Origin of the sequence: Staphylococcus ratti (assembly GCF_020883535.1) — a bacterium.
GTDB classification, from domain to species: Bacteria; Bacillota; Bacilli; order Staphylococcales; family Staphylococcaceae; genus Staphylococcus; species Staphylococcus ratti.
In genome coordinates, this window is sequence record NZ_CP086654.1 from 869601 (window position 1) to 891192 (window position 21592).

The 21592-nt window shown below is 36.7% G+C and carries 15 protein-coding genes, 25 tRNA genes and 1 rRNA gene; 40 read left to right on the forward strand and 1 reads right to left on the reverse strand.

The genetic code is table 11. The features are described from left to right. Positions 1–14: 14 nt before the first annotated feature. From rrf to LN051_RS04245, 37 genes are all read left to right on the forward strand, one after another. Positions 15–129, forward strand: a 5S ribosomal RNA gene (gene rrf, locus LN051_RS04065). An 8-nt stretch (positions 130–137) separates the two neighbouring features. After that, positions 138–213 (forward strand) — tRNA-Val (locus LN051_RS04070). An 8-nt stretch (positions 214–221) separates the two neighbouring features. Next, positions 222–297 (forward strand) — tRNA-Thr (locus tag LN051_RS04075). A gap of 5 nt (positions 298–302) precedes the next feature. Further along, a tRNA-Lys gene (locus LN051_RS04080) sits at positions 303–378 on the forward strand. 5 nt (positions 379–383) lie between these two features. After that, a tRNA-Leu gene (locus LN051_RS04085) sits at positions 384–465 on the forward strand. 4 nt (positions 466–469) lie between these two features. After that, positions 470–544, forward strand: a tRNA-Gly gene (locus LN051_RS04090). An 8-nt stretch (positions 545–552) separates the two neighbouring features. Then, a tRNA-Leu gene (locus tag LN051_RS04095) sits at positions 553–641 on the forward strand. A gap of 9 nt (positions 642–650) precedes the next feature. After that, positions 651–724: transfer RNA gene (locus tag LN051_RS04100), tRNA-Arg, on the forward strand. Positions 725–738: 14 nt separating this feature from the next. Continuing rightward, positions 739–812, forward strand: a tRNA-Pro gene (locus LN051_RS04105). Between the two features lie 25 nt (positions 813–837). Then, positions 838–913: transfer RNA gene (locus LN051_RS04110), tRNA-Ala, on the forward strand. A 29-nt stretch (positions 914–942) separates the two neighbouring features. Further along, a tRNA-Met gene (locus LN051_RS04115) sits at positions 943–1016 on the forward strand. A 29-nt stretch (positions 1017–1045) separates the two neighbouring features. Continuing rightward, positions 1046–1119, forward strand: a tRNA-Ile gene (locus LN051_RS04120). Between the two features lie 9 nt (positions 1120–1128). After that, a tRNA-Ser gene (locus tag LN051_RS04125) sits at positions 1129–1221 on the forward strand. Between the two features lie 20 nt (positions 1222–1241). Continuing rightward, positions 1242–1315, forward strand: a tRNA-Met gene (locus tag LN051_RS04130). 5 nt (positions 1316–1320) lie between these two features. Next, positions 1321–1397, forward strand: a tRNA-Asp gene (locus LN051_RS04135). 14 nt (positions 1398–1411) lie between these two features. Further along, a tRNA-Phe gene (locus LN051_RS04140) sits at positions 1412–1487 on the forward strand. A gap of 14 nt (positions 1488–1501) precedes the next feature. Then, a tRNA-Thr gene (locus LN051_RS04145) sits at positions 1502–1577 on the forward strand. Positions 1578–1582: 5 nt separating this feature from the next. Continuing rightward, positions 1583–1666: transfer RNA gene (locus LN051_RS04150), tRNA-Tyr, on the forward strand. Between the two features lie 10 nt (positions 1667–1676). Continuing rightward, positions 1677–1750 (forward strand) — tRNA-Trp (locus LN051_RS04155). Positions 1751–1752: 2 nt separating this feature from the next. Beyond that, positions 1753–1825, forward strand: a tRNA-His gene (locus tag LN051_RS04160). A 16-nt stretch (positions 1826–1841) separates the two neighbouring features. Continuing rightward, positions 1842–1913: transfer RNA gene (locus LN051_RS04165), tRNA-Gln, on the forward strand. 8 nt (positions 1914–1921) lie between these two features. Continuing rightward, positions 1922–1996, forward strand: a tRNA-Cys gene (locus LN051_RS04170). 15 nt (positions 1997–2011) lie between these two features. Next, positions 2012–2085, forward strand: a tRNA-Gly gene (locus tag LN051_RS04175). Between the two features lie 21 nt (positions 2086–2106). Continuing rightward, a tRNA-Gly gene (locus tag LN051_RS04180) sits at positions 2107–2181 on the forward strand. Positions 2182–2203: 22 nt separating this feature from the next. Next, positions 2204–2278, forward strand: a tRNA-Gly gene (locus LN051_RS04185). A gap of 39 nt (positions 2279–2317) precedes the next feature. Further along, a tRNA-Leu gene (locus tag LN051_RS04190) sits at positions 2318–2401 on the forward strand. Positions 2402–2834: 433 nt separating this feature from the next. Beyond that, a complete protein-coding gene (gene lip / locus LN051_RS04195) occupies positions 2835–4136 on the forward strand; it encodes a YSIRK-targeted triacylglycerol lipase (RefSeq protein ID WP_274704574.1) in 1302 nt (433 codons plus the stop codon). 633 nt (positions 4137–4769) lie between these two features. After that, the gene (locus LN051_RS04200; RefSeq protein ID WP_229293312.1) at positions 4770–5828 is read left to right on the forward strand and encodes a PTS sugar transporter subunit IIC; all 1059 of its coding nucleotides are present in this window, start codon (positions 4770–4772) and stop codon (positions 5826–5828) included. 412 nt (positions 5829–6240) lie between these two features. After that, on the forward strand, positions 6241–7374 hold the full coding sequence (queG, locus tag LN051_RS04205) for a tRNA epoxyqueuosine(34) reductase QueG (protein ID WP_229293313.1): 1134 nt from the start codon (positions 6241–6243) through the stop codon (positions 7372–7374). Then, positions 7371–7841, forward strand: a complete 471-nt coding sequence (trmL, locus tag LN051_RS04210) for a tRNA (uridine(34)/cytosine(34)/5-carboxymethylaminomethyluridine(34)-2'-O)-methyltransferase TrmL (RefSeq protein ID WP_229293314.1) — start codon at positions 7371–7373, stop codon at positions 7839–7841. Before queG ends, trmL begins: the two co-directional genes overlap by 4 nt. 19 nt (positions 7842–7860) lie before the next feature. Then, positions 7861–9030 carry an N-acetylglucosamine-6-phosphate deacetylase gene (gene nagA / locus LN051_RS04215; protein WP_229293315.1) on the forward strand — a complete coding sequence of 390 codons (1170 nt, stop codon included), beginning with the start codon at positions 7861–7863 and terminating at the stop codon, positions 9028–9030. A gap of 18 nt (positions 9031–9048) precedes the next feature. After that, a complete protein-coding gene (locus LN051_RS04220) occupies positions 9049–9648 on the forward strand; it encodes a 6-phosphogluconolactonase (protein ID WP_229293316.1) in 600 nt (199 codons plus the stop codon). A gap of 19 nt (positions 9649–9667) precedes the next feature. Next, the gene (locus tag LN051_RS04225) at positions 9668–9823 is read left to right on the forward strand and encodes an SAS053 family DNA gyrase inhibitor (RefSeq protein ID WP_229293317.1); all 156 of its coding nucleotides are present in this window, start codon (positions 9668–9670) and stop codon (positions 9821–9823) included. Positions 9824–9959: 136 nt separating this feature from the next. Next, positions 9960–10379, forward strand: coding sequence for a hypothetical protein (locus tag LN051_RS04230; protein WP_229293318.1), 420 nt, complete (start codon positions 9960–9962; stop codon positions 10377–10379). A gap of 139 nt (positions 10380–10518) precedes the next feature. Continuing rightward, a complete protein-coding gene (fumC, locus tag LN051_RS04235; protein ID WP_229293319.1) occupies positions 10519–11904 on the forward strand; it encodes a class II fumarate hydratase in 1386 nt (461 codons plus the stop codon). 19 nt (positions 11905–11923) lie between these two features. Next, positions 11924–13450, forward strand: coding sequence for an exopolyphosphatase (gene ppx, locus LN051_RS04240; protein WP_229293320.1), 1527 nt, complete (start codon positions 11924–11926; stop codon positions 13448–13450). A gap of 95 nt (positions 13451–13545) precedes the next feature. Continuing rightward, a complete protein-coding gene (locus LN051_RS04245; RefSeq protein WP_229293321.1) occupies positions 13546–15708 on the forward strand; it encodes an RNA degradosome polyphosphate kinase in 2163 nt (720 codons plus the stop codon). 43 nt (positions 15709–15751) lie between these two features. On the opposite strand, the gene LN051_RS04250 is transcribed toward LN051_RS04245, so the two are convergent. Beyond that, positions 15752–16582 carry an RluA family pseudouridine synthase gene (locus tag LN051_RS04250; RefSeq protein ID WP_229293322.1) on the reverse strand — a complete coding sequence of 277 codons (831 nt, stop codon included), beginning with the start codon at positions 16580–16582 and terminating at the stop codon, positions 15752–15754. A gap of 196 nt (positions 16583–16778) precedes the next feature. Between LN051_RS04250 and LN051_RS04255 the strand changes: the two genes are divergently transcribed. The 3 genes from LN051_RS04255 (at position 16779) to LN051_RS04265 (ending at position 21584) form a co-directional block, all read left to right on the forward strand. Further along, on the forward strand, positions 16779–17903 hold the full coding sequence (locus LN051_RS04255) for a GAF domain-containing sensor histidine kinase (RefSeq protein ID WP_229293323.1): 1125 nt from the start codon (positions 16779–16781) through the stop codon (positions 17901–17903). Then, positions 17904–18530, forward strand: a complete 627-nt coding sequence (locus tag LN051_RS04260) for a response regulator (RefSeq protein ID WP_229293324.1) — start codon at positions 17904–17906, stop codon at positions 18528–18530. 339 nt (positions 18531–18869) lie between these two features. Continuing rightward, the gene (locus LN051_RS04265) at positions 18870–21584 is read left to right on the forward strand and encodes a fibrinogen-binding adhesin SdrG C-terminal domain-containing protein (RefSeq protein ID WP_229293325.1); all 2715 of its coding nucleotides are present in this window, start codon (positions 18870–18872) and stop codon (positions 21582–21584) included. Positions 21585–21592 lie beyond the last annotated feature (8 nt).

Here is a 21592-nt window from a genome sequence, read left to right on the forward strand (position 1 = left end):
AAAGTAAAACATTGTTTGGTGACAATAGCAAAGAGGTCACACCTGTTCCCATGCCGAACACAGAAGTTAAGCTCTTTAGCGCCGATGGTAGTCGGACTTACGTTCCGCGAGAGTAGGACGTTGCCAAGCATTATATTGGAGAATTAGCTCAGCTGGGAGAGCATCTGCCTTACAAGCAGAGGGTCGGCGGTTCGAACCCGTCATTCTCCACCAATTTAATAGCCGGCCTAGCTCAATTGGTAGAGCAACTGACTTGTAATCAGTAGGTTGGGGGTTCAAGTCCTCTGGCCGGCACCATGTGAGAGCCATTAGCTCAGTTGGTAGAGCATCTGACTTTTAATCAGAGGGTCAGAGGTTCGAATCCTCTATGGCTCACCATTTATGCGGGTGTGGCGGAATTGGCAGACGCACTAGACTTAGGATCTAGCGCCTTACGGCGTGGGGGTTCGACTCCCTTCACCCGCATTATGCAGAAGTAGTTCAGCGGTAGAATACAACCTTGCCAAGGTTGGGGTCGCGGGTTCGAATCCCGTCTTCTGCTCCATTTATTTTGCCGGGGTGGCGGAACTGGCAGACGCACAGGACTTAAAATCCTGCGGTGAGAGATCACCGTACCGGTTCGATTCCGGTCCTCGGCACCATTTTAATATGCGCCCGTAGCTCAATTGGATAGAGCGTTTGACTACGGATCAAAAGGTTATGGGTTCGACTCCTATCGGGCGCGCTACCATAGCATTCCGGGAAGTAGCTCAGCTTGGTAGAGCACTTGGTTTGGGACCAAGGGGTCGCAGGTTCAAATCCTGTCTTCCCGACTTCTTAAAAACACTATTATTGTATGGGGGCTTAGCTCAGCTGGGAGAGCGCCTGCTTTGCACGCAGGAGGTCAGCGGTTCGATCCCGCTAGTCTCCACCATTTAAATTAATATCATACAACTTTTTTAAGGCGGCGTAGCTCAGCTGGCTAGAGCGTACGGTTCATACCCGTGAGGTCGGGGGTTCGATCCCCTCCGCCGCCACTAATTATAGTTGATAGAAATGATTATTCGGACCTTTAGCTCAGTTGGTTAGAGCTAACGGCTCATAACCGTTCGGTCGCAGGTTCGAGTCCTGCAAGGTCCATATAATTTTGGAGGAATACCCAAGTCTGGCTGAAGGGATCGGTCTTGAAAACCGACAGGGGCTTAACGGCTCGCGGGGGTTCGAATCCCTCTTCCTCCGCCATTATTTTAAATTTCTATTAACGCGGGATGGAGCAGTTCGGTAGCTCGTCGGGCTCATAACCCGAAGATCGGTGGTTCAAATCCGCCTCCCGCAATATTTGGTCCCGTAGTGGAGCGGTTTAACACGCCTGCCTGTCACGCAGGAGATCGCGGGTTCGATTCCCGTCGGGACCGCCATTATAATATGATATGGTTCAGTAGCTCAGTCGGTAGAGCAAAGGACTGAAAATCCTTGTGTCGGCGGTTCGATTCCGTCCTGAACCACCATTTTTTTGCATTTTGCCGGCCTAGCTCAATTGGTAGAGCAACTGACTTGTAATCAGTAGGTTGGGGGTTCAAGTCCTCTGGCCGGCACCATTATCGGAGGGGTAGCGAAGTGGCTAAACGCGGCGGACTGTAAATCCGCTCCTTCGGGTTCGGCAGTTCGAATCTGCCCCCCTCCACCATTATGTTTATAGGGGCATAGTTCAACGGTAGAATAGAGGTCTCCAAAACCTTTGATGTGGGTTCGATTCCTACTGCCCCTGCCATGGCGGTTGTGGCGAAGTGGTTAACGCATCGGATTGTGGTTCCGACATTCGTGGGTTCGATTCCCATCAACCGCCCTTTATTTAAAATTAATGGGCTATAGCCAAGCGGTAAGGCAACGGACTTTGACTCCGTCACTCGCTGGTTCGAATCCAGCTAGCCCAGTTCCTTTTGGCGGCATAGCCAAGTGGTAAGGCCGAGGTCTGCAAAACCTCTATTCACCGGTTCAAATCCGGTTGCCGCCTCCATTTTAGTTAAAATATGCGGGAGTAGTTCAATTTTAGAACACTTTTCTTCCTGAAAAGAGGTATAGGTGCAAGTCCTATCTTCCGCTCCAATTTAATTCAATGATTAATATGCGGGAGTAGTTCAACTCTTAGAATACTTTCCTTCCCGGAAAGTGATATAGGTGTAAATCCTATCTTCCGCTCCAATTTTATTTATTATTAAGATTTGCGGGAGTAGTTCAACTTTTAGAACACTTTTCTTCCTGAAAAGAGGTATAGGTGTGAATCCTATCTTCCGCTCCAATTGTTGCTTCCAACCTGAATGGGAGTTTTTTTGTACTAGCCGGTGTGGCGGAATTGGCAGACGCGCGGGACTCAAAATCCCGTGTCTTTACAGACGTGTCGGTTCGACCCCGACCACCGGTATAAATATTTTTTTGCGCAATGTTGCGTATTAGAAACCCTACATAAATAGGGTTTCTTTTTTTGCTGTAAAATAGAATTCTGATCTGAAACTGTAATGGCACCAAGCTAAATTTACAATTAACATGTCGTATTCTCTTTTCATTTTCAGCATATTTCTCTACTTTTACTTCTTCATTTGCTTTCTTTCCCACGTTATTACTACGATAGCAGCTTGTAATTTAAGTAGTTTATTAAGTATTACTTGCTAAATTCTATAGATAAATATAGACATTTTTATTTAAATTTTGTAAAAAAATACAAATTTTGATTATTCTTAAAATGTTTGGGTAATATTTATAATATTCTAACATTTTAGAATAAAAGATGCTGACACATTGAAAGTATTCTTAATGTATTAGCATCACATTTAACCGAAAAGAAAGGGGAAGATAATATGAAGTTAAAGCTTTTAGACAAATTTATTTATCTAAGTATTGCATTATTAATAACATCATTGATTACTGCACCTATAGGAAATGCAATGACAACATCTAGTGGAAATACGTACGGTGTGAATCAAAGTAATTCGAATAATCAAAACTTTTACAAGAATAAGGCACCTATCATTCTTGTACCTGGTTTTAATTCTTATGTTGATGATAAAAAACCTTCATATTTGGCAAAATATTGGGGGGGAACAAAATATGATATACCTCAAAATTTAGAAAAATCAGGTTATCGTACATTTGAAGCAGATATTGGAGCACTCTCAAGTAATTACGAAAGGGCAGTTGAATTATACTATTTTATCAAAGGCGGTCGTGTAGACTACGGAGCAGCTCATGCCAAAAAATATGGGCATAAAAGGTATGGGGCAACGTATGAGGGTGTATATCCTGAATGGAGTCCTGAAAAGCCCGTTCATCTCGTTTCACATAGTATGGGGGGACAAACAATTCGCATGTTAGAACACTTATTGCGATATGGTTCTCAGGAGGAAATAAAATATCATAAAGTTCATGGTGGAAAAGCGTCTGACTTATTCCGAAATAAAACGGACACGCAAATACTTAGTATGACAACGTTAAGTGCCCCGCATAATGGCACATATGCTTCTGATGAATTAGGGAATGAGGCTTTTGTAAAACAATGTTTTTACCTCTATGTTGTATTGAAAGGAAATGCTAATTCTCGTGTGAATTTTGGATTAGATCAATGGGGTTTACGTCAGAAAAAAGGTGAATCTAGTAGTGACTACGCTAAAAGAGTGATGCATTCTAAGATTTGGAAAACAAAAGATCATGGCTTCTATGATTTAACAACTGAAGGAGCAAGGAAAATCAACCAACAAACGAACATTAACCCTAAAATATACTATACATCGTATGCAGCAGAAGCTACGCATAAAAATATAATGGGAAAATACAAAGCAGATTACAGTATGTTTTTCCCACTTGTTTTGACAGCGAATGTGATAGGCAAGGTTAGCGATACGTCTTGGAGAGAAAACGATGGATTAATTTCTATAACGTCAGCACAACATCCATATAACCAGCCTTTTAAAAAAGCTGGACCTAAACAGGAGAAAGGTATTTGGCAAGTAATGCCAACATTACATGATTGGGATCATGCAGATTTAGTTGGACAGGATGAAGTTGATACTAACCGTACAAAAGAAGAATTGGAAGATATGTATAAAAATATAGCAGAACGCTTAGTACAAGCTGAAAAATCTAAAAGTGGAGAGGAGCAATAATTATGTCTGGAGATTTATTAGATTTAATAGGATCATTTTTTAGAGTGTTAAAAGTATTATTTTTCTAATCTGACACGATTGTAGTATACATGAGCTAAAATTATCAAAAATTTTAAAAGCTATATTAACACAACAATGTTTCATATCTGTTGTGGCCAAAATGACTTAGAGATGTAAGGGCGGGACGACGAAATCAAATAGATTTCTGTCCCGCTTTTAAAATGAGAAAATAGCTGTTAAAAAGCACAGTAGCTGTCTGGATTGAACTGCGCTTGCCAGCTTATTCAATCCTAGTCAGCCTTGTCGGGGTGGGACGACGAAATCAAATAGATTTCTGTCCCGCCTTTAAAATGAGAAAATAGCTGTTAAAAAGCACAGTAGCTGTCTGGATTGAACTGCGCTTGCCAGCTTATTCAATCCTAGTCAGCTTTGTGGGGGCGGGACGACGAAATCAAATAGATTTCTGTCCCGCTCCCTTTTTAGGTTAGGCGTATATGACTATGCTTACTGATGCTTATGTATTTACTGATTTTTGCATATTTAAAAAATAAAAGAAATCATAGATATCCGATTGTGGCATGTCTTTGAATGTATTATGATATACATATTAGTTTTGTTGAGGAGGAGCAAAAATTGCCAAAAGTGAAACAATCCCGAAAGCAATTTTTTACAAACATACTTAATGCGGTAGGTGCAGGTGTAGTTATTGCATTGTTGCCAAATGCATTATTAGGGGAATTACTGAAATTTTTTAAAGATGGCCAACCTACACTAGAATTAATGTATCAGCTGGTTGTAATTATTCAATCTTTCATGGCATTTATTATTGGTGCGCTAGCTGCACATGCCTTTAAATTCTCTGGACCTGGCATTGTCATTACAGGGGTATCAGCGATGCTTGGTTCAGGAGCGGTCCAATTTAAAGGGAATGCAATTGTACTTCAAGGTATTGGCGACATTATTAATGTTATCCTTGTTGTGATGCTTGCTTGTTGTCTATTTATTATTTTAAAAGATAAATTCGGCTCATTAGAAATGATTATTTTGCCTGTACTCATCCCAGTTTTCTCTGGTTTAGTCGGTTTATTAATATTGCCTCATGTAAGAAAAGTAACGCAGGCATTAGGTGCAATGATTCAGTCATTTACCGATTTGAATCCTTTAATGATGAGTATCCTGATTTCAATGACGTTTGCGTTGTTAATGGTAACACCGATATCTTTAGTTGCGATTGCGACGGCGATTTCTTTAGAAGGTCTTGGCAGTGGTGCAGGTAATATGGGTATTGTTGCTGCATGTGTTACGTTTATTTTTGGCTCATTAGGTGTCAATAAACTCGGCGTTAATATTGTGCTTATTATTGGAGCAGCTAAAATGATGATTCCGGTTTATTTGAAGCATCCAATTATTATGGTTCCGCTCGCTATAAATGGTGCGATTGCAGGGACACTGACTTACTTAATTGGGATTAAAGGTACACCGATGTCTGCTGGTTTTGGCTATACAGGCTTAGTTGGACCTCTGAATGCATTTGCACGAATGAATGGTGAACCAATTATGAATATTGTATTATTAACATTTGGTTATCTCATTATTCCGTTTACGTTTGGGTTTATTGTGCATCAATTGTGTAAAAAATGGTTACCAGGTTATTCTGATGACATTTATCGTTTCGAAATTCCTAAACAATAGTTAAATGATCAAGATAAGTATTATTTATAGTTTCCGAGCTTCGATATAGAAAGATGTTGAAGGGGGTGGGACAACGAAATCAAATAGATTTCTGTCCCGCATTTAATGAGAGAATAACAGTTAAAAAGTCACAGTAGCTGTCTGGATTGAAACTTCGCTTAGCAGCTCCTTTCAACCCTAGTCAGCCTTGTGGGGGTGGGACAACGAAATCAAATAGATTTCTGTCCCACTCCCTTTTTCTACATACTAAATGGCTTTGTCTGAACGAGCGTTTTACATGTAAGCCAATAACATACTAGTTGGTATGTTTACGCTAATTTACATCTGAAAGGACTTATAAATCGTAACAATTTTATGAAGAGCCGATTTAAAATTATGTTAAAATGATAGAGTGACTTTGTGAGGTGAAAAAATGGATATACTGACGTTAAAACAAGAAGTCATTGATTACGCGCATCAAATTGGAATAGATGACATAGGTTTTACTACAGCTGATCCATTTGATGAACTGAAAAACAAGTTAATTGAATACCATGCGAAAGGTTACGCATCTGGATTTGAAGAATCTGATATCAATTTAAGGACAGAGCCTAAATTATCTCTTCCTTCTGCTCAATCGATTATTGCGATTGCTGTAGGTTATCCGAACAAGCTCCAAAACGCTCCGAAAAGTGTCAGAGGAGACCGACGAGGTATGTTTGCACGTGCTTCTTGGGGACAAGATTATCATTCAATTATGCGACGACGCCTTGATGATTTGGCCGCATTTATTCAATCTAAAGTGCCAGACGTTGAAACGATGTCAATGGTAGATACAGGCGTTTTATCTGACCGAGCAGTAGCAGAACGTGCAGGATTAGGCTTTACGGGAAGAAATGGTTTTGTGATTAATCCTAAGCTAGGAACATGGTCATATTTGGGAGAAATGTTGGTTAACTTGCCTTTCCCTCCAGATGAACAAATTATTGACAGCTGTGGAGATTGTACGATTTGTGTAGATCGATGTCCAACAAGTGCATTAGTTGGTGACGGTCAACTCAATAGTCAAAAATGTATTAGCTTTTTAACGCAAACAAAAGGCTATTTAAAAGATGAATATCGTTATAAAATAGGTAATAGACTTTATGGATGCGATACATGTCAGCAAGTTTGTCCTAAAAATAGAGGAATTAATACTGAACAAGATGATATCATACTTGAACCTGATATTTTAAAGCCGCGACTTGTACCTTTATTACAAATGTCGAATAAAGAATTTAAAGCAACCTATGGGCATTTAGCAGGTGCATGGCGTGGGAAAAAGCCGATTCAAAGAAATGCGATTATCGCACTTGCGCATTTTGAGGAAGTTTCAGCAATTCCAGAATTAAAAGCCGTTGCTGAAGAAGACCCAAGGCCAATGATTAGAGGGACAGCCTTTTGGGCAATTGGACAGATATTAGGAGATGAAGCAAAAGATTATGTGATGTCACATTATGATAATGAACTTGAAGAAGTTCAAAAAGAAATGGTAAAAGGTTTAGAAATGAGGAGACAAAAAAGATGACGATTCACGTTGTATTATATCAACCTGAAATTCCAGCAAACACTGGAAATATTGCGCGTACTTGCGCAGCTACTGAAACACATTTACATTTGATTCGCCCGTTAGGTTTTAGCACAGATGATAAAATGTTACGTCGTGCAGGATTAGATTATTGGCAATATGTAAATATTACGTATCATGATAGTATAGAAGCATTTTTTGAAGCGACAGAAGGTAACTATTATTTATTAACAAAATTTGGCTCAAAAAATCATACATCCCAAGATTTTTCGGATACGCAAACGAACCACTTTTTTATTTTTGGTAAAGAAACGACAGGTTTGCCAGATTGGGTAAAAGATACGTATCAAAACACTGCATTACGTATTCCAATGAATGATAAAGTACGTGCATTAAATTTATCTAATACAGCAGCCATTTTAATATATGAAGCTTTGAGACAACAAGGATATCCAAATTTACAATAAAAGGTTGAGGAGATAAATCATGTCAGAATATGTGATTCAAGGTGGCACAATTTATACAGAAGATGGCACAATTGAAGAAGGCCATATTAAAATTAAAGATGGCATCATCGAATATATTGGTCATTCACTTTATAATGGTGATTTAGAAGTCATACATGTACCTAATAGCCATATTCTTCCTGGATTTATAGATCTTCATATTCATGGTGGATATGGACATGATGCGATGGATGCCAGCATGGATGGGTTAAAACACCTGTCTGAGCATTTGCTTTCTGAAGGAACGACGAGTTACTTAGCTACAACGATGACACAATCTAATGAAGCCATTACAAAAGCCTTAAATAGCATTGCTGCATATAAACAACAACAATCTATCAAAGAGGCAGAAATTTTAGGTGTACATTTAGAAGGACCATTTATTTCTGAAAATAAAGTAGGCGCACAAAACCCAAAATTTGTACAGCGTCCTACAATTCAACAATTAGATACGTTTCAAAAAGAAGCGGACCATTTAATTAAAGTGGTGACCATTGCACCTGAAGTAGAAGGTGCGCACGAAGTGATTCGTCATTTTAGTAAAGATATTATTTTTTCTATCGGTCATACGGTGGCGACATTTGATGAAGCGAATGAAGCGGTTAAATATGGAGCGAAACATGTGACGCATTTGTATAATGCGGCTACGCCATTTACGCACCGCGATCCTGGCGTGTTTGGTGCAGCATGGACCAATCCTTTCTTACATTGTGAATTGATTGGGGATGGTATTCACTCACATCCGGATTCTGTAAATATTGCTTTTAAAATGAATGGTATTTCCAACATGTTTTTGATTACTGATGCTATGCGTGCAAAAGGCTTAGGTCCTGGTAAGTATGATTTAGGTGGACAAAATGTCGTTGTTACAAATGAAACAGCGAGACTAGAAAGCGGTGCGCTTGCGGGTAGTATTTTAAAAATGAATGTAGGTCTCAAAAATTTAATTCATTTTACTAAACAGTCATTAGAAGATTTATGGAGAGTAACAAGTTATAATCAAGCTAAGGCATTAAACATACTACATCAAAAAGGAAGTTTACAAGAAGGTAAACATGCCGATATTGTCATTTTAGATAATGATATCAATGTTTTAAAAACAATCAAGATGGGGTATGTATTTAATAATGTTAATGACAAGAATGCATAAATAGAGGAGTGTACGAATATGGCAATGAACTTTAAAGTATTCAAAAACAAAGATACTGCAGCAATTTATACAGCAGATATCATTAGAAAACAATTCAACAATAATCCAACTACAATTGCTGGATTTCATTTGAGTAATGAAGATGCACCAGTTTTAGATTACTTAAAACGAAATGTTGATGACCATGCCGTAGATTTTAGTCAAATTCATATTTTAGACTATGATAAAAATGCGTCTTATTTCAAAGCGCTTGGTGTACCTGAAAAACAAATTCATGAGATTCCTGAAGATGACGATGTTGAAAAATTCATTGAGCATAAAGCGAAAACGAAAGATAATAAAGGGAAATTGACATTACAAGTCGTTTCTATCGACAAAAAAGGTGAATTTGGTGTACCTGTGAATAATGGTTTAAAACCAGCACGAGAAATTTTTGTAGTCGTTACGGGTAGCGACAAAGCAGATATCGTTAAAAAATTATATGAGGATAATGGCAATACAAGTTTTATTCCTTCAAGTTTAAAAACACATCGTATGGTAAATATTGTGCTTGATGAAGCAGCGGCACAAGGATTACCGGATGATGTTCGAGAATATTTCACTTCTCTATATGCATAATGAGAATAGGGGGGACAGCATGACAGAGGACAAGCACATCGATCATGAGAACGAAATGGTTGACGATTTTGACGATCTTGTTGATTTAGGAAAAGAAATGGAACAAATTTCTGAAGCGAATGATCAAGAAAAGTTTGATCAATCACACGACCCTAACGTACGTTCAGATAAGTAAAAATCATTCATATTGTTAATATTGAGCTGAGGCATGGTGATGTCTTGGCTTTTTTTACTTTTGACCTGTCATTGTCTTATGAAACAAGATAAATTATAATAAAACAAACTGTTAACATGATGAAAGGTGTTTATTTATGAAATTACAACGTTTATGGGTGCCGTTACTTATTGCGTCTACAATTATTAATTTAATATCTATAAAAGGCTTTCCACTCGCATTAGGTACGTTATATTTACCTGTACTATTCAAAGTTGTTCAAATGCAAATGAATTTATCAAAAGGCTTATTGGATGAAAAGGTAAATGCGAACGTATTTATACATAATAATCAAAAAGGTATTGTGATTAGCGTGTTATGTTGTTTGGCGATTACTGCTGCGCTGTTCATCTATTTAAAGGATTTTTACTTGTCACTTACGGGTGTATTAGGGTTCTTCATTACGCTTAGTCCATTGACACTCACATTAGGAGTAGTGCTGTATATTTTAACAGCCATTGCTGTTGTCCAAGCTGTAAAATATAAATTTGCAACAGGACCAATAAAAAATAAATAAGCATATCAAAAAAGATGAAAGTACAAAAACGCTTTCATCTTTTTTGTGTTCTTAGGCGAAGGGCGATTGAACCTTGTTTTTATTTAATGCTATAATTTAAATGAAGATAGATATATTTTTTAAAGGGGAGCGAATCTAAATGTCAGTAAGAATTGAACACGATACTTTTGGTGAAATTGAAGTACCTGCAGATAAATATTGGGGTGCTCAAACGCAAAGAAGTAAACAAAATTTTCCTGTAGGTAAAGAAAAAATGCCTATTGAAGTGGTATATGGTTTTGCACAGTTAAAACGTGGTGCAGCTTTAGCGAATAACGAGTTAGGCAAGTTAAGTGATATTAAAAAAGACGCTATTGTCCACGCATGTGACCGTATATTAAAAGGTGAGTTAGACGAACATTTTCCACTTGTTGTATGGCAAACGGGAAGCGGTACGCAAAGTAATATGAACGTTAACGAAGTGGTAAGCTATGTAGCGAACGAATATTTAAAAGAACATGGCAGTGAGGAACATATCCATCCAAACGATGATGTGAATAAATCACAAAGTTCTAACGATACTTTCCCAACAGCAATGCACGTTGCTTTGTATCATGAAATTGAATCAAAATTAGAACCTGCATTAAAAGGATTACGTGATACGTTCTACAAAAAAGAGCAAGATTTTAAAGACATTATTAAAATTGGACGCACACATCTACAAGACGCGACACCGATCACGTTAGGACAAGAAATTAGCGGATGGCGTTATATGCTGGATGTTTGTGAGCGATTACTAACAGAATCTAAAAAGCATATTCTTAATTTAGCAATTGGTGGTACAGCTGTAGGAACAGGCATTAATGCACACCCAGAGTTTGGCAATAAAGTAGCGCATTTTATTTCAGAAAATACTGGTTATCCGTTTGTTTCATCTGAAAATAAATTCCATGCCTTAACAGCGCATGATGAAGTAGTGCAATTACACGGTTCATTAAAAGCACTAGCAGGAGACTTAATGAAAATTGCGAACGATATCCGCTGGTTAGCTTCAGGCCCTCGTGCTGGTTTAGCAGAAATTTCGATTCCAGAAAATGAACCAGGTTCTTCAATTATGCCAGGTAAAGTGAATCCAACACAATGTGAAATGTTAACAATGGTGGCAACTCAAGTTATGGGTAACGATACAGTAGTAGGTATTTCAAGTTCTCAAGGTAACTTTGAATTAAACGTATTTAAACCAGTTATTTTACACAACACGTTGCAATCTATTTATCTATTAGCGGATGGAATGAATACATTCAATGATAATTGTGCTGTTGGAATTGAACCTATCGAAGAAAATATTGATAATTACTTAAACCGTTCTTTAATGCTTGTTACTGCTTTAAACCCACATATTGGCTATGAAAAAGCAGCTTCTATTGCGAAAAAAGCTCACAAAGAAAGTTTGACATTAAAAGAAGCAGCCATTCAATCTGGTCATCTTACGGAAGAACAGTTTAATGAGTGGATTAAGCCGGAAGATATGGTTCATCCGAAATAATTAAGGAGGCTTTTCATCAATGGAAAGGAACGGTTTAATTGATATCGGATCCAATACGATTCGTTTAGTTATTTTTCAATTTCATCCTGATACAGGGCTTAATGAGATACAAAATATTAAAACACCGGCAAGACTAAGCCAATATTTAGACGATGATCATCGTATGTCGGATGAAGGAATTGAAGTTTTAACAGAAGCTTTACACAGCTTTAAGAAAGTTTCTGATAAATTCAAAGTTGAAAATTTGTTTCCGATCGCTACTGCTGCCATTCGACAGTCAACAAATCAAAAAGAAATTATTAAGCATGTAAAAAAGAAAGTTGGCATTGACATCATCATTATCCCAGAAGAAGATGAGGCGTTTTATGGCTCATATGCCGTGACACATACGACTGGGATTGACAATGGTATTACAGTAGACATTGGTGGAGGGTCTACCGAAGTAACATATTTTGAAAAACGTAAAATTAAACAAGCTACAAGCTTTCCTTTTGGTGTCGTGACTTTATCGCGCATGTTTTTTGAAGATAAAGCGCATAATGACAAAGATGCTATTAAAAAAATGGAAAAGTTTTTAAAAGGCGAATTTAACAAATTAAATTGGATTGCCAACAAAGCAATCACGCTTGTAGGTATTGGAGGATCTGCTCGAAATTGTGCACGTATCCATCAATCTTATCATCAATATCCTATTGCAGGTGTGCATGGCTATACGATGGCTTTTGATGGTTTAAAAGAAGTATATCAATTGTTAAAGAAGACGTCTCGTGAAGATTTAACGCATTTAGATGGGTTAAGCCGTGATCGCGCAGATATCATTTTACCGGCAGTTGCCGTTTTTAATGTATTGTATGAAATGATTGATGCTAAAGCTTTTACGTTTTCAAGAAAAGGTATTCGTGAAGGATTTATTATGAATCAAATTGCGAATGCTTATCCGGGAGAATTTTCAAAAAATCATGTACGACAAGATGCGTTAAAACATTTAGCAAATGAGTATCACATTGAGCAAAGTGGTGCGAAGCAAAGAGTGAAACTAGCTTCTTCGTTGTTTGATCAAATTGTAAAACTGAAAAAAGTAGATATGGATGATACGCTGAAGCAACTTTTTTTAGAAGCTGCCTATTTGTATTATCTTGGAAAATTTGTAGATTCAGACTCAAGTTCACAGCATACTTATTACCTTATCGCAAATTCAAGTATCAATGGGTTATCCCATAAGGAACGGGTCACGTTAGCTTTACTAGCAAGCTTTAAAAATAAGACACTATTGAAATTTTATAGTGATGAAACAGGTTGGTTTGATTCAAACGAATTAAGTGATATACAAACTTTAGGGGGCATAGTGAAGTTTGTAAATGCAATGAATATTTCGAATACCAATACAGTGAATCAATTGGCATTATCTAAAGATAAAGAGGGATACCAACTTGATGTATATTATCAAGGCGAACCTATCGCTGAAGAATACCAAACACTTCGGCAAAAAAAGCACCTAGAAAAAGTACTCAAGGAGAATGTTAAAATTAATTTTACAAAATCTTAATCGTGGCTCTATGTTTAAAGAAAAGCATGGTATGTTATTCTAAAATTAAGTATGAAAAGACCTTTGGGGATATATTAATGAGGTGAAATTAACAAGTGACGAATACGAATAATAATTTAGACATTAATCACCCAAGTTATTATAATAACCGGGAAGTCAGTTGGTTAGATTTTAATTATCGTGTGCTACAAGAAGCATGCGATACATCCAATCCTTTATTGGAACAGCTTAATTTTATTGCTATAGGAAGTTCAAATTTAGATGAATTTTTTATGGTGCGCGTTGCGGGTTTAAAAGACCAAGTCAAAATGGGATTTGACAAGCCTGAGAACAAAACACAAATGACACCTTTAGAACAACTCGCTGAAATAGAGAAGAAAAATCGTAAAAATGTTGCATTTCAATACCAAAGGTTTAATGAGTTGGTAGAAGAATTAAAGACTTATGATGTTTTCTTAAGTCGACCAGAAGCGTTAAGCGATGAACTGATTGAGCGATTAGAAGCCATCTTTTTAACTGAAATTTTACCTACGTTAACACCATTAGGTATCGATGCATATAGACCATTTCCAAAGTTAAACAATAAAACACTCAATATCTTTGTGGATATAGATACTGGAAATGAAATTAACTCCGCGATTGTTCAAATTCCTGCTCTGTTAAAACGCTTTATATCAATTAACGAGGGGAACAAGCATTATATCGTTTTAATTGAAGATTTAATCAGTTATTTTATGAGTCATTTATTTCAAGGATACGAAATTCTTCACACGTATACTTTCCGTATTACGCGTAACGCTGACTTAACGATACATGAAGACGGTGCTGAAGACTTACTCATTGAAATTGAACGCTTTTTAAAAGAACGTAAAAGTGGTGCAGCAGTAAGGCTTGAAATAGACAACCGTTATCATCCAGAAAACAATTTGGATTGGTTGGCAAGTATTCTTGAATTAGAAAAAGAAGATGTCTACCTTACGGATGGTCCGTTAGATTTAACGATGGTATTCGAACTAGTAGACCATTTATCTCATAAATTAAAACATCTAAAATATCAACGTTATACACCACAAGTACCACAGTCTCTAGGAAATAATAATATTTTTGATTTAGCAATGAAACGAGATATATTTTTCCATCATCCATACGAGTCATTTGATCCTATCGTAGACTTTATTCAAGAAGCTTCTGAAGATCCGAATACGATTGCGATTAAGCAAACGTTATATCGAGTAAGTAGTGATTCACCAATTATTGAAGCGTTAAAAAATGCGGCTGAAAATGGTAAACAAGTTACGGTATTGGTAGAATTGAAAGCTCGTTTTGATGAAGAGAATAACGTCCATTGGGCACGCATGTTAGAAGATGCAGGATGTCATGTGATGTACGGGATGACTCATCTAAAAACACACAGTAAGATTACACTTATTGTAAAACGTATCAATGGCCAACTCGTTCCATTCGTTCATCTTGGAACTGGCAATTATAACGATAAGACTGCTAAATTGTATACAGATATGGGCATTATTACGACGAATAGTGATATTGGTAAAGACGCGATGAGTTTCTTTAACTATTTAAGCGGCTATTCAATTAAGCCAGATTATCAACAGTTAAATGTCTCGCCTTATGAAATACGTGATTTATTTATCGAACGTATTGAAGAAGAAGTACAAAGTCATTTAAAACATGGTAACGGTAAAATGATAATGAAAATGAATTCACTCACAGATAAAGCATTGATTAAGAAATTATTTGAAGCTTCTCAAGCAGGTGTACAAATTAAATTGATTATCCGTGGTATTTGTTGTTTGAAGCCGGGGATACCGGGTGTGAGTGACAATATTGAAGTCGTGAGTATTGTAGGTCGTTTATTAGAACATTCTCGAATTTATTATTTCTATAATAATGGAGACGAAAAAGTTTATTTATCTTCAGCGGATATGATGACACGAAATATGATTAAACGTGTGGAAATTTTATTTCCAGTGTTAAATCAAAAAATTGCACGTCGCCTTGTTTCCTATTTGGAATTACAGTTATCGGATAACCAAAAAGGCCGTTATCAAGATCGTTACGGTGTTTATCATTATATTCAAAATGATTTACCGCCGAACAATTCTCAAGAAAAGTTAATGGAAGAAGCGGTGGAATTTGGTTTGAATTTGAAAAAAGAAAATATTGTTGAAACCGGACAACCTGTGCGACCTAAATCGAATTGGGTCAATCGTTTCAGAAAAAAATTCAACCGAAAATAAACTTAAAGCATCTGTCGTGTATGCGTACACGGCAGATGCTTTATTATGCATTGGCGTCATCTAAAGTGACATTGATTTCTTGTTGTAAAATAGGGTGCGTAAATTGGACTTGGTAACTTTCAAGTTTCAATTGGCGCAAAGTCGATTGACTATACAATGGGTCACCAATAACAGGGTAACCGATAGATGCTAAATGCACTCGAATTTGATGTGTACGACCCGTATCTAATTTTAGATGTACTTCACATACACCTTCTTTAATCATTTTAGATTTTAAAATATGTGTGACAGCACGTTGGCCCGTTGGCGAAATACGGCGTTTATTTGGATGAAATTTATCTTTACCAATCGGTTGATCAATTGTTTGAGCTTTGAGCGGTAAAAGACTTTTCACTTGTGCACGGTAGATACGGTGAATATGGTTATCTTCTAACATGCGATCTAAAACCTTTTTGACAAGCGCATTTTTAGCAACGATAAGCAAACCAACCGTTTCTTGGTCAAGTCGATGAATCGGCTCAACATAATCTGTATCTAACGTGTAGATAATATGATTCATTAGCGTATTGCTTTCTTTTAAATCATTAGGGTGTGTTTTAACACCTTTAGGTTTTAATACGATAGCGAGATAGTCATCTTCATAAACAATTTGAGCATGACGATAGCTAGGGACATATTGACTTTTGTCAGAAGAAGATGGAAGTATCACCTCATCACCCGTATGGATAACTTCGTTCAATGAAGCGGGCGCACCATTGATTTGGATCTCTTTGGACATGTTAAGTAAGTGTAGTTCTTTTTTTGGTAAATTTAATGACTTGAACATCTCTCTTAAAGTCATTTGATTGAACGGTTCTGCTACTGTAAATTTCATAATAGCCTCCTTATCTCAATCATCATACCATATTTATATCTTTAAAGTGTGAGAAAATTTTATTATTCAACAGATAAGCAGGTTATTTTGCGAAAGAGATATAGGCATATTATAGTGAAAGATCAAGTATAAGCGTTTTGCGGATAATGCGTTCATGTGTATACTAATAGATAAGTAAAATGTTGGAGTGAAACGTATGGAAAAACCGACACGTCTTGCATTGTTAAAAGAAATTGCGGAATTTTTAAATGAGGAAACAGAACTTGAATCGATGTTGCATGGGGCGTTAGAGTCGTTAATTAAAGGGAGTGAGTTTACGACAGGCTGGGTCTTTTTTATCGACGAAAATGGCGCACATACCCTTGAAGCTGAATACGAATTGCCACGTGCATTGACAAATCATGAATGTAAGTATATGACAGAAGGGGCGTGTTGGTGTGTTCAGTCATACCATAATAAAAAATTAACGAAAGCGTCTAACATTATTAATTGCTCGAGAATTAATTTGGCGAGTCAAGAGTTTACTGAAGAAACAGATGACATTACACATCATGCGACGGTACCTTTACGTTCAGGTAATGAACAGTTCGGTTTACTTAATGTAGCTACGCCGCATACGACACATTATTCAGATGAAGATTTAGAATTATTGGAGTCTGTAGCTTTTCAAATTGGTTCAGCGATTAAACGTATTGATTTAACAAATCAAGAAAAAGAAGCAGCTTTAATCAATGAGCGTAATCGTCTCGCGCGTGATTTACATGACTCTGTAAATCAGATGCTATTCTCTTTAAAATTGACCGCACATGCGGCAGGTCAAATCTCTAATGAACCGACCTCTCAAAAGGCATTTTCACAAATTGAACAAACGAGTCAAAATGCCGTAAATGAAATGCGCGCATTAATATGGCAACTCAAGCCAGTAGGATTAGAGCAAGGACTCGTACATGCCATTAAGCAATATGCGAAATTAATTCACATTCATGTTGAAATAAAAGTCCACGGCTTAATCGATTTAGATCGAAAAGTAGAGATGCATACGTATCGTATTATTCAAGAAGCGATGAATAATAGTAAAAAACATGCAAATGTTTCTGTCGTTTACGTTAATCTAACTCAAGTTCAAGATTGCTTAAAAGTACAAATTTATGATAAAGGACAAGGCTTTAGTCCACATGAATTTGAGGATAAAGGGGGACATCATGGTCTTTCGCATATGAAGCAACGTGCAGCATTATTGAATGCCCATATTTCAATTTTATCTTTACCTCATGTCCAAATTGATTTAGAAGTTCCATTACAGTATAAAGGAAGTGAGTAAATGAAACGAATTGCACTTGTAGATGATCATTTTATTGTAAGACAAGGATTAGAATTTTTACTTTCTACTCAAGAAGATATTGATGTAGTTGGAAGCTATGGAAGAGGGTACGATGTGCTAGAAGCACTTAACAACAAGCATATCGAACCCCATCTCATTCTTGTTGATTTAGTAATGCCAGAAATGAATGGCATCGAATTAATCCATGAATTAAAACAACACTATGCGCATATTAAAGTTTTGGTACTGACGAGCTATGTAGATGATGAACATGTGATGTCTGCTTTAGAAGAAGGGGCAGATGGTTATCAAATGAAAGATGTAGAAGCAGAACAACTAATTAATGCGATTGATCGTGTTATTCAAGGTGAACGTGTCGTGCATAAAGAAGTGGAAGCGGTTATGAATAATATTGTGACAAAACCTCATCATCTAAATAAACTTTCTAAACGCGAAACGGAAGTACTTAAAGAAATGGCTAAAGGTAAAACGAACAAAGAAATCGCAGCACAGTTATTTGTTTCTGAGAAAACGATAAAAACACATGTGAGTCATATTTTTAATAAACTTGAAGTTTCAGATCGAACACAAGCTGCGATATATGCGATGGAAAATCATTTGATTTAACCGTTAAGAAGACAACACAAACGATGTTGATGTCTTCTTTTTTATGTCTAAAAAGAAAGTCATAACGTGTATCTTCATATCGTTGAATATTAGATAAATGAATCCTTTAAAGTAACGAAAATAACATATCAATATTTGATAATTTTTTGAGCAATTACATTGATGATTTTGTTTTTGTAGTGTAATATGACAATATTATAAGGGATATGAGTGTAAAGTGTAACTTTAATTCTACTTTAAATCGTGCAGTTAAGGATATCTATTTTGAATTAAAGATGGTACATTTGATACTGTTGCTTATGGATAGGGACATTAAGGGAAATATTGGAGGAATATAATTTGAAAAAAGAGATAAAACAAAAGCATGGTATACGTAAATATAAAGCGGGCGCATCATCCGTCTTATTAGGACTTTTCGTCTTTTTTGGTTTAATTACTGAAGAAAAAGTGAGCGCTGCTGAAATATTGCCTGGCCAAAGCGAAACAAGTAAGAAAAAAAGCACAGGGAGCTCAAATGACCAAACTGAGACGAACCTTGCATCAAATAATGAAAGTGTCAAAGGAGCACCCGCATCAACTGAAGCAACAACAATGACACAGACAATACCGACAGCTGAAACAATACAAGACACATCAACAGCCCATACTGAGAACGCTAAAACGACCGAGAGAGATGAAACATCATCGACAACAACCCCACCCGACGCACCACCTACTTCAGATAAAAGCTCCCTTGAAAGTACATCAGATAATGCGTCAACTACGGACACAACTACTTCCACAGACACAACGCCTCATGTGACATCATCTATCGCCACAACAAAAGGAACAACACCATCTTATACTACTTCGCAGGATACTACAGTGACTGAATCAACAGAAAACACAACTTCAAGTAAAAGCACAGGTTCAAATATTACTTCGAATGTTAAAGTCGTCAATGCCTCTATTGAAGGAAAAGAAATTGTCAATCCGCATAATGCAGAACGTGTCACATTAAAATACAACTGGGCATTTCCAGATGGCATTAATACTGGAGATTATTTTGATTTTGAGATTTCAAATAACGTGAATACACATGGGATTTCAACGTCACGTTATTTGCCTAACATTCAAAATGGCTCATTAATTATGGCAACAGGTCAACTTATCAACGAGCATTTAATTCGTTATACGTTTACGGATTACATTGAAAATAAAGTGAATGTCACAGGTAATTTAAGCTTAAATTTATTTATTGATCCAAAAACAGTTACACATGAAGGGCCACAAACAATTACGAGTACATTAAATGGTCAAACAACAACGAAAAACGTTAAAATTGACTACCTTGAAGGTGTGAATCTTAGAGGTGTAAGTATTAATGGGTCTATCGAATATATAAATAAAGATAATCATACTTTTAAGCATATTGCTTACGTTAATCCAGCCTATCTAACAGTTAATGACGCTACACTTATCGGTAACGTTACAAACGGTGGTGCGCAAACAAGCCAACCTTCAGTAAAAATCTTTGAATACATTGGTACAGGCACTTTAAATCAAAGTGTTTATGCTGATACGACGGATACGCAACAATTCAAAGATGTGAGTTCTGAATTTGCGGAACAGTTAAAGGTTCATCAGACAGGTTATTATTTAACAGTGGATCATTTATCGAAAACGTATGTCGTCACATATGAAGACGAATATGTGAATGACGCGGATGAACTTAACTTTAGAACAGAATTAGCAGGTTACCCAGAGAGATACCCGTATTATTACACTTCAGTAAAATGGGACAATGGCGTGGTATTTTATAAAAATAACGGAACAGGTAATGGTGTAGACCAGCCTATAATTGAATCAAATGATTTTGAGTTCATTGAAGATACTGGCAATGGCGGAATGAGCGGACAAAACAATGGCACAATGGTAGAAACTGAAGAAAATGAATACGTAGAAACATACGATTCAATGACGAAAGACATAAGTGGTTCTAACCAAACAACCACAATTGAAGAGTATGAAGACAGCATGCCAGTAGACTTTGAAGAAAAGACAACGCCAGAAGGTATGAGCGGATCAAATAGTGGCACAGTTGAAGAAGTAGATGAAAGTAACTTAGTAGAGTACGAAGAAGAAACAACGCCAGAAGGTATGAGCGGATCAAATAGTGGCACAGTTGAAGAAGTAGATGAAAGTAACTTAGTAGAGTACGAAGAAGAAACAACGCCAGAAGGAATGAGTAGATCAAATAGTGGCGCTGTTGAAGAGATCGATGAAAATAACTTAGTAGAGTACGAAGAAAAGACAACGCCAGAAGGAATGAGTGGATCAAATAGTGGCACAGTTGAAGAGGAAGATACTAATCAACCAACCCAAGAAGATGGCACATATGAGGATGACAAGGTGATTAATAACGTAAATAAGTTTGATACACCAAGGTTTACGTATGAACAACAAACTAAATCACCAACTACTGATGATAAATTTGAAAAAACACCTTTAACAAAGGTTGAAAATACAAACACTCCAAAAAATGAAGTATCTCATGAAGTAGATCATGAAAATAACGAATCCACATCAAATGAAACGAAGGTACAAAACCCAACAGAACATAATAGCAATAAAGGTGTGCAAGAAACGAAGGTACAAACTGCGAATAATGATAATTCGGAAACTAACAATAGCACATCAAAAACAGATAAAACTGTTGAAGTATTAAACAATTCACCTCAGGCGTCGACAGAAGCGAATGTGAATAACCAATCAACTTCAAAAGAAACAAGTCAGTCACATCAAAAGGTAAATCAATTCACTGATAAAATATTCAAACAGGAACTATCGAACCATACGAAAGGTAACGTTGAAGTAATACAGGAAACTGATGAGGACAAGAACACGATTTCTAATGAGAATCAAGGTAAGAGTGACAAGAAAGACGCAACAAAACAAGAGAAAGCATTACCAGAAACTGGAACTACCCAAACCGCATCAGGCATTATTGCTTTAATGATGGCTTTGGTAGGCGCAATTTTAGCATTCAGAAGACGTAAAAAAGAAGATAAATAATAGAATAA

Bases quoted from the DNA above. Each gene is read 5' to 3' on its own strand.
- LN051_RS04230 (WP_229293318.1), top strand. From the start codon at position 9,960: ATGAAATTACAACGTTTATGGGTGCCGTTACTTATTGCGTCTACAATT.
- nagA (WP_229293315.1), top strand. From the start codon at position 7,861: ATGTCAGAATATGTGATTCAAGGTGGCACAATTTATACAGAAGATGGC.
- lip (WP_274704574.1), top strand. From the start codon at position 2,835: ATGAAGTTAAAGCTTTTAGACAAATTTATTTATCTAAGTATTGCATTA.
- LN051_RS04250 (WP_229293322.1), bottom strand. From the start codon at position 16,582: ATGAAATTTACAGTAGCAGAACCGTTCAATCAAATGACTTTAAGAGAG.
- ppx (WP_229293320.1), top strand. From the start codon at position 11,924: ATGGAAAGGAACGGTTTAATTGATATCGGATCCAATACGATTCGTTTA.
- trmL (WP_229293314.1), top strand. From the start codon at position 7,371: ATGACGATTCACGTTGTATTATATCAACCTGAAATTCCAGCAAACACT.
- LN051_RS04225 (WP_229293317.1), top strand. From the start codon at position 9,668: ATGACAGAGGACAAGCACATCGATCATGAGAACGAAATGGTTGACGAT.
- LN051_RS04255 (WP_229293323.1), top strand. From the start codon at position 16,779: ATGGAAAAACCGACACGTCTTGCATTGTTAAAAGAAATTGCGGAATTT.
- fumC (WP_229293319.1), top strand. From the start codon at position 10,519: ATGTCAGTAAGAATTGAACACGATACTTTTGGTGAAATTGAAGTACCT.
- queG (WP_229293313.1), top strand. From the start codon at position 6,241: ATGGATATACTGACGTTAAAACAAGAAGTCATTGATTACGCGCATCAA.
- LN051_RS04260 (WP_229293324.1), top strand. From the start codon at position 17,904: ATGAAACGAATTGCACTTGTAGATGATCATTTTATTGTAAGACAAGGA.
- LN051_RS04220 (WP_229293316.1), top strand. From the start codon at position 9,049: ATGGCAATGAACTTTAAAGTATTCAAAAACAAAGATACTGCAGCAATT.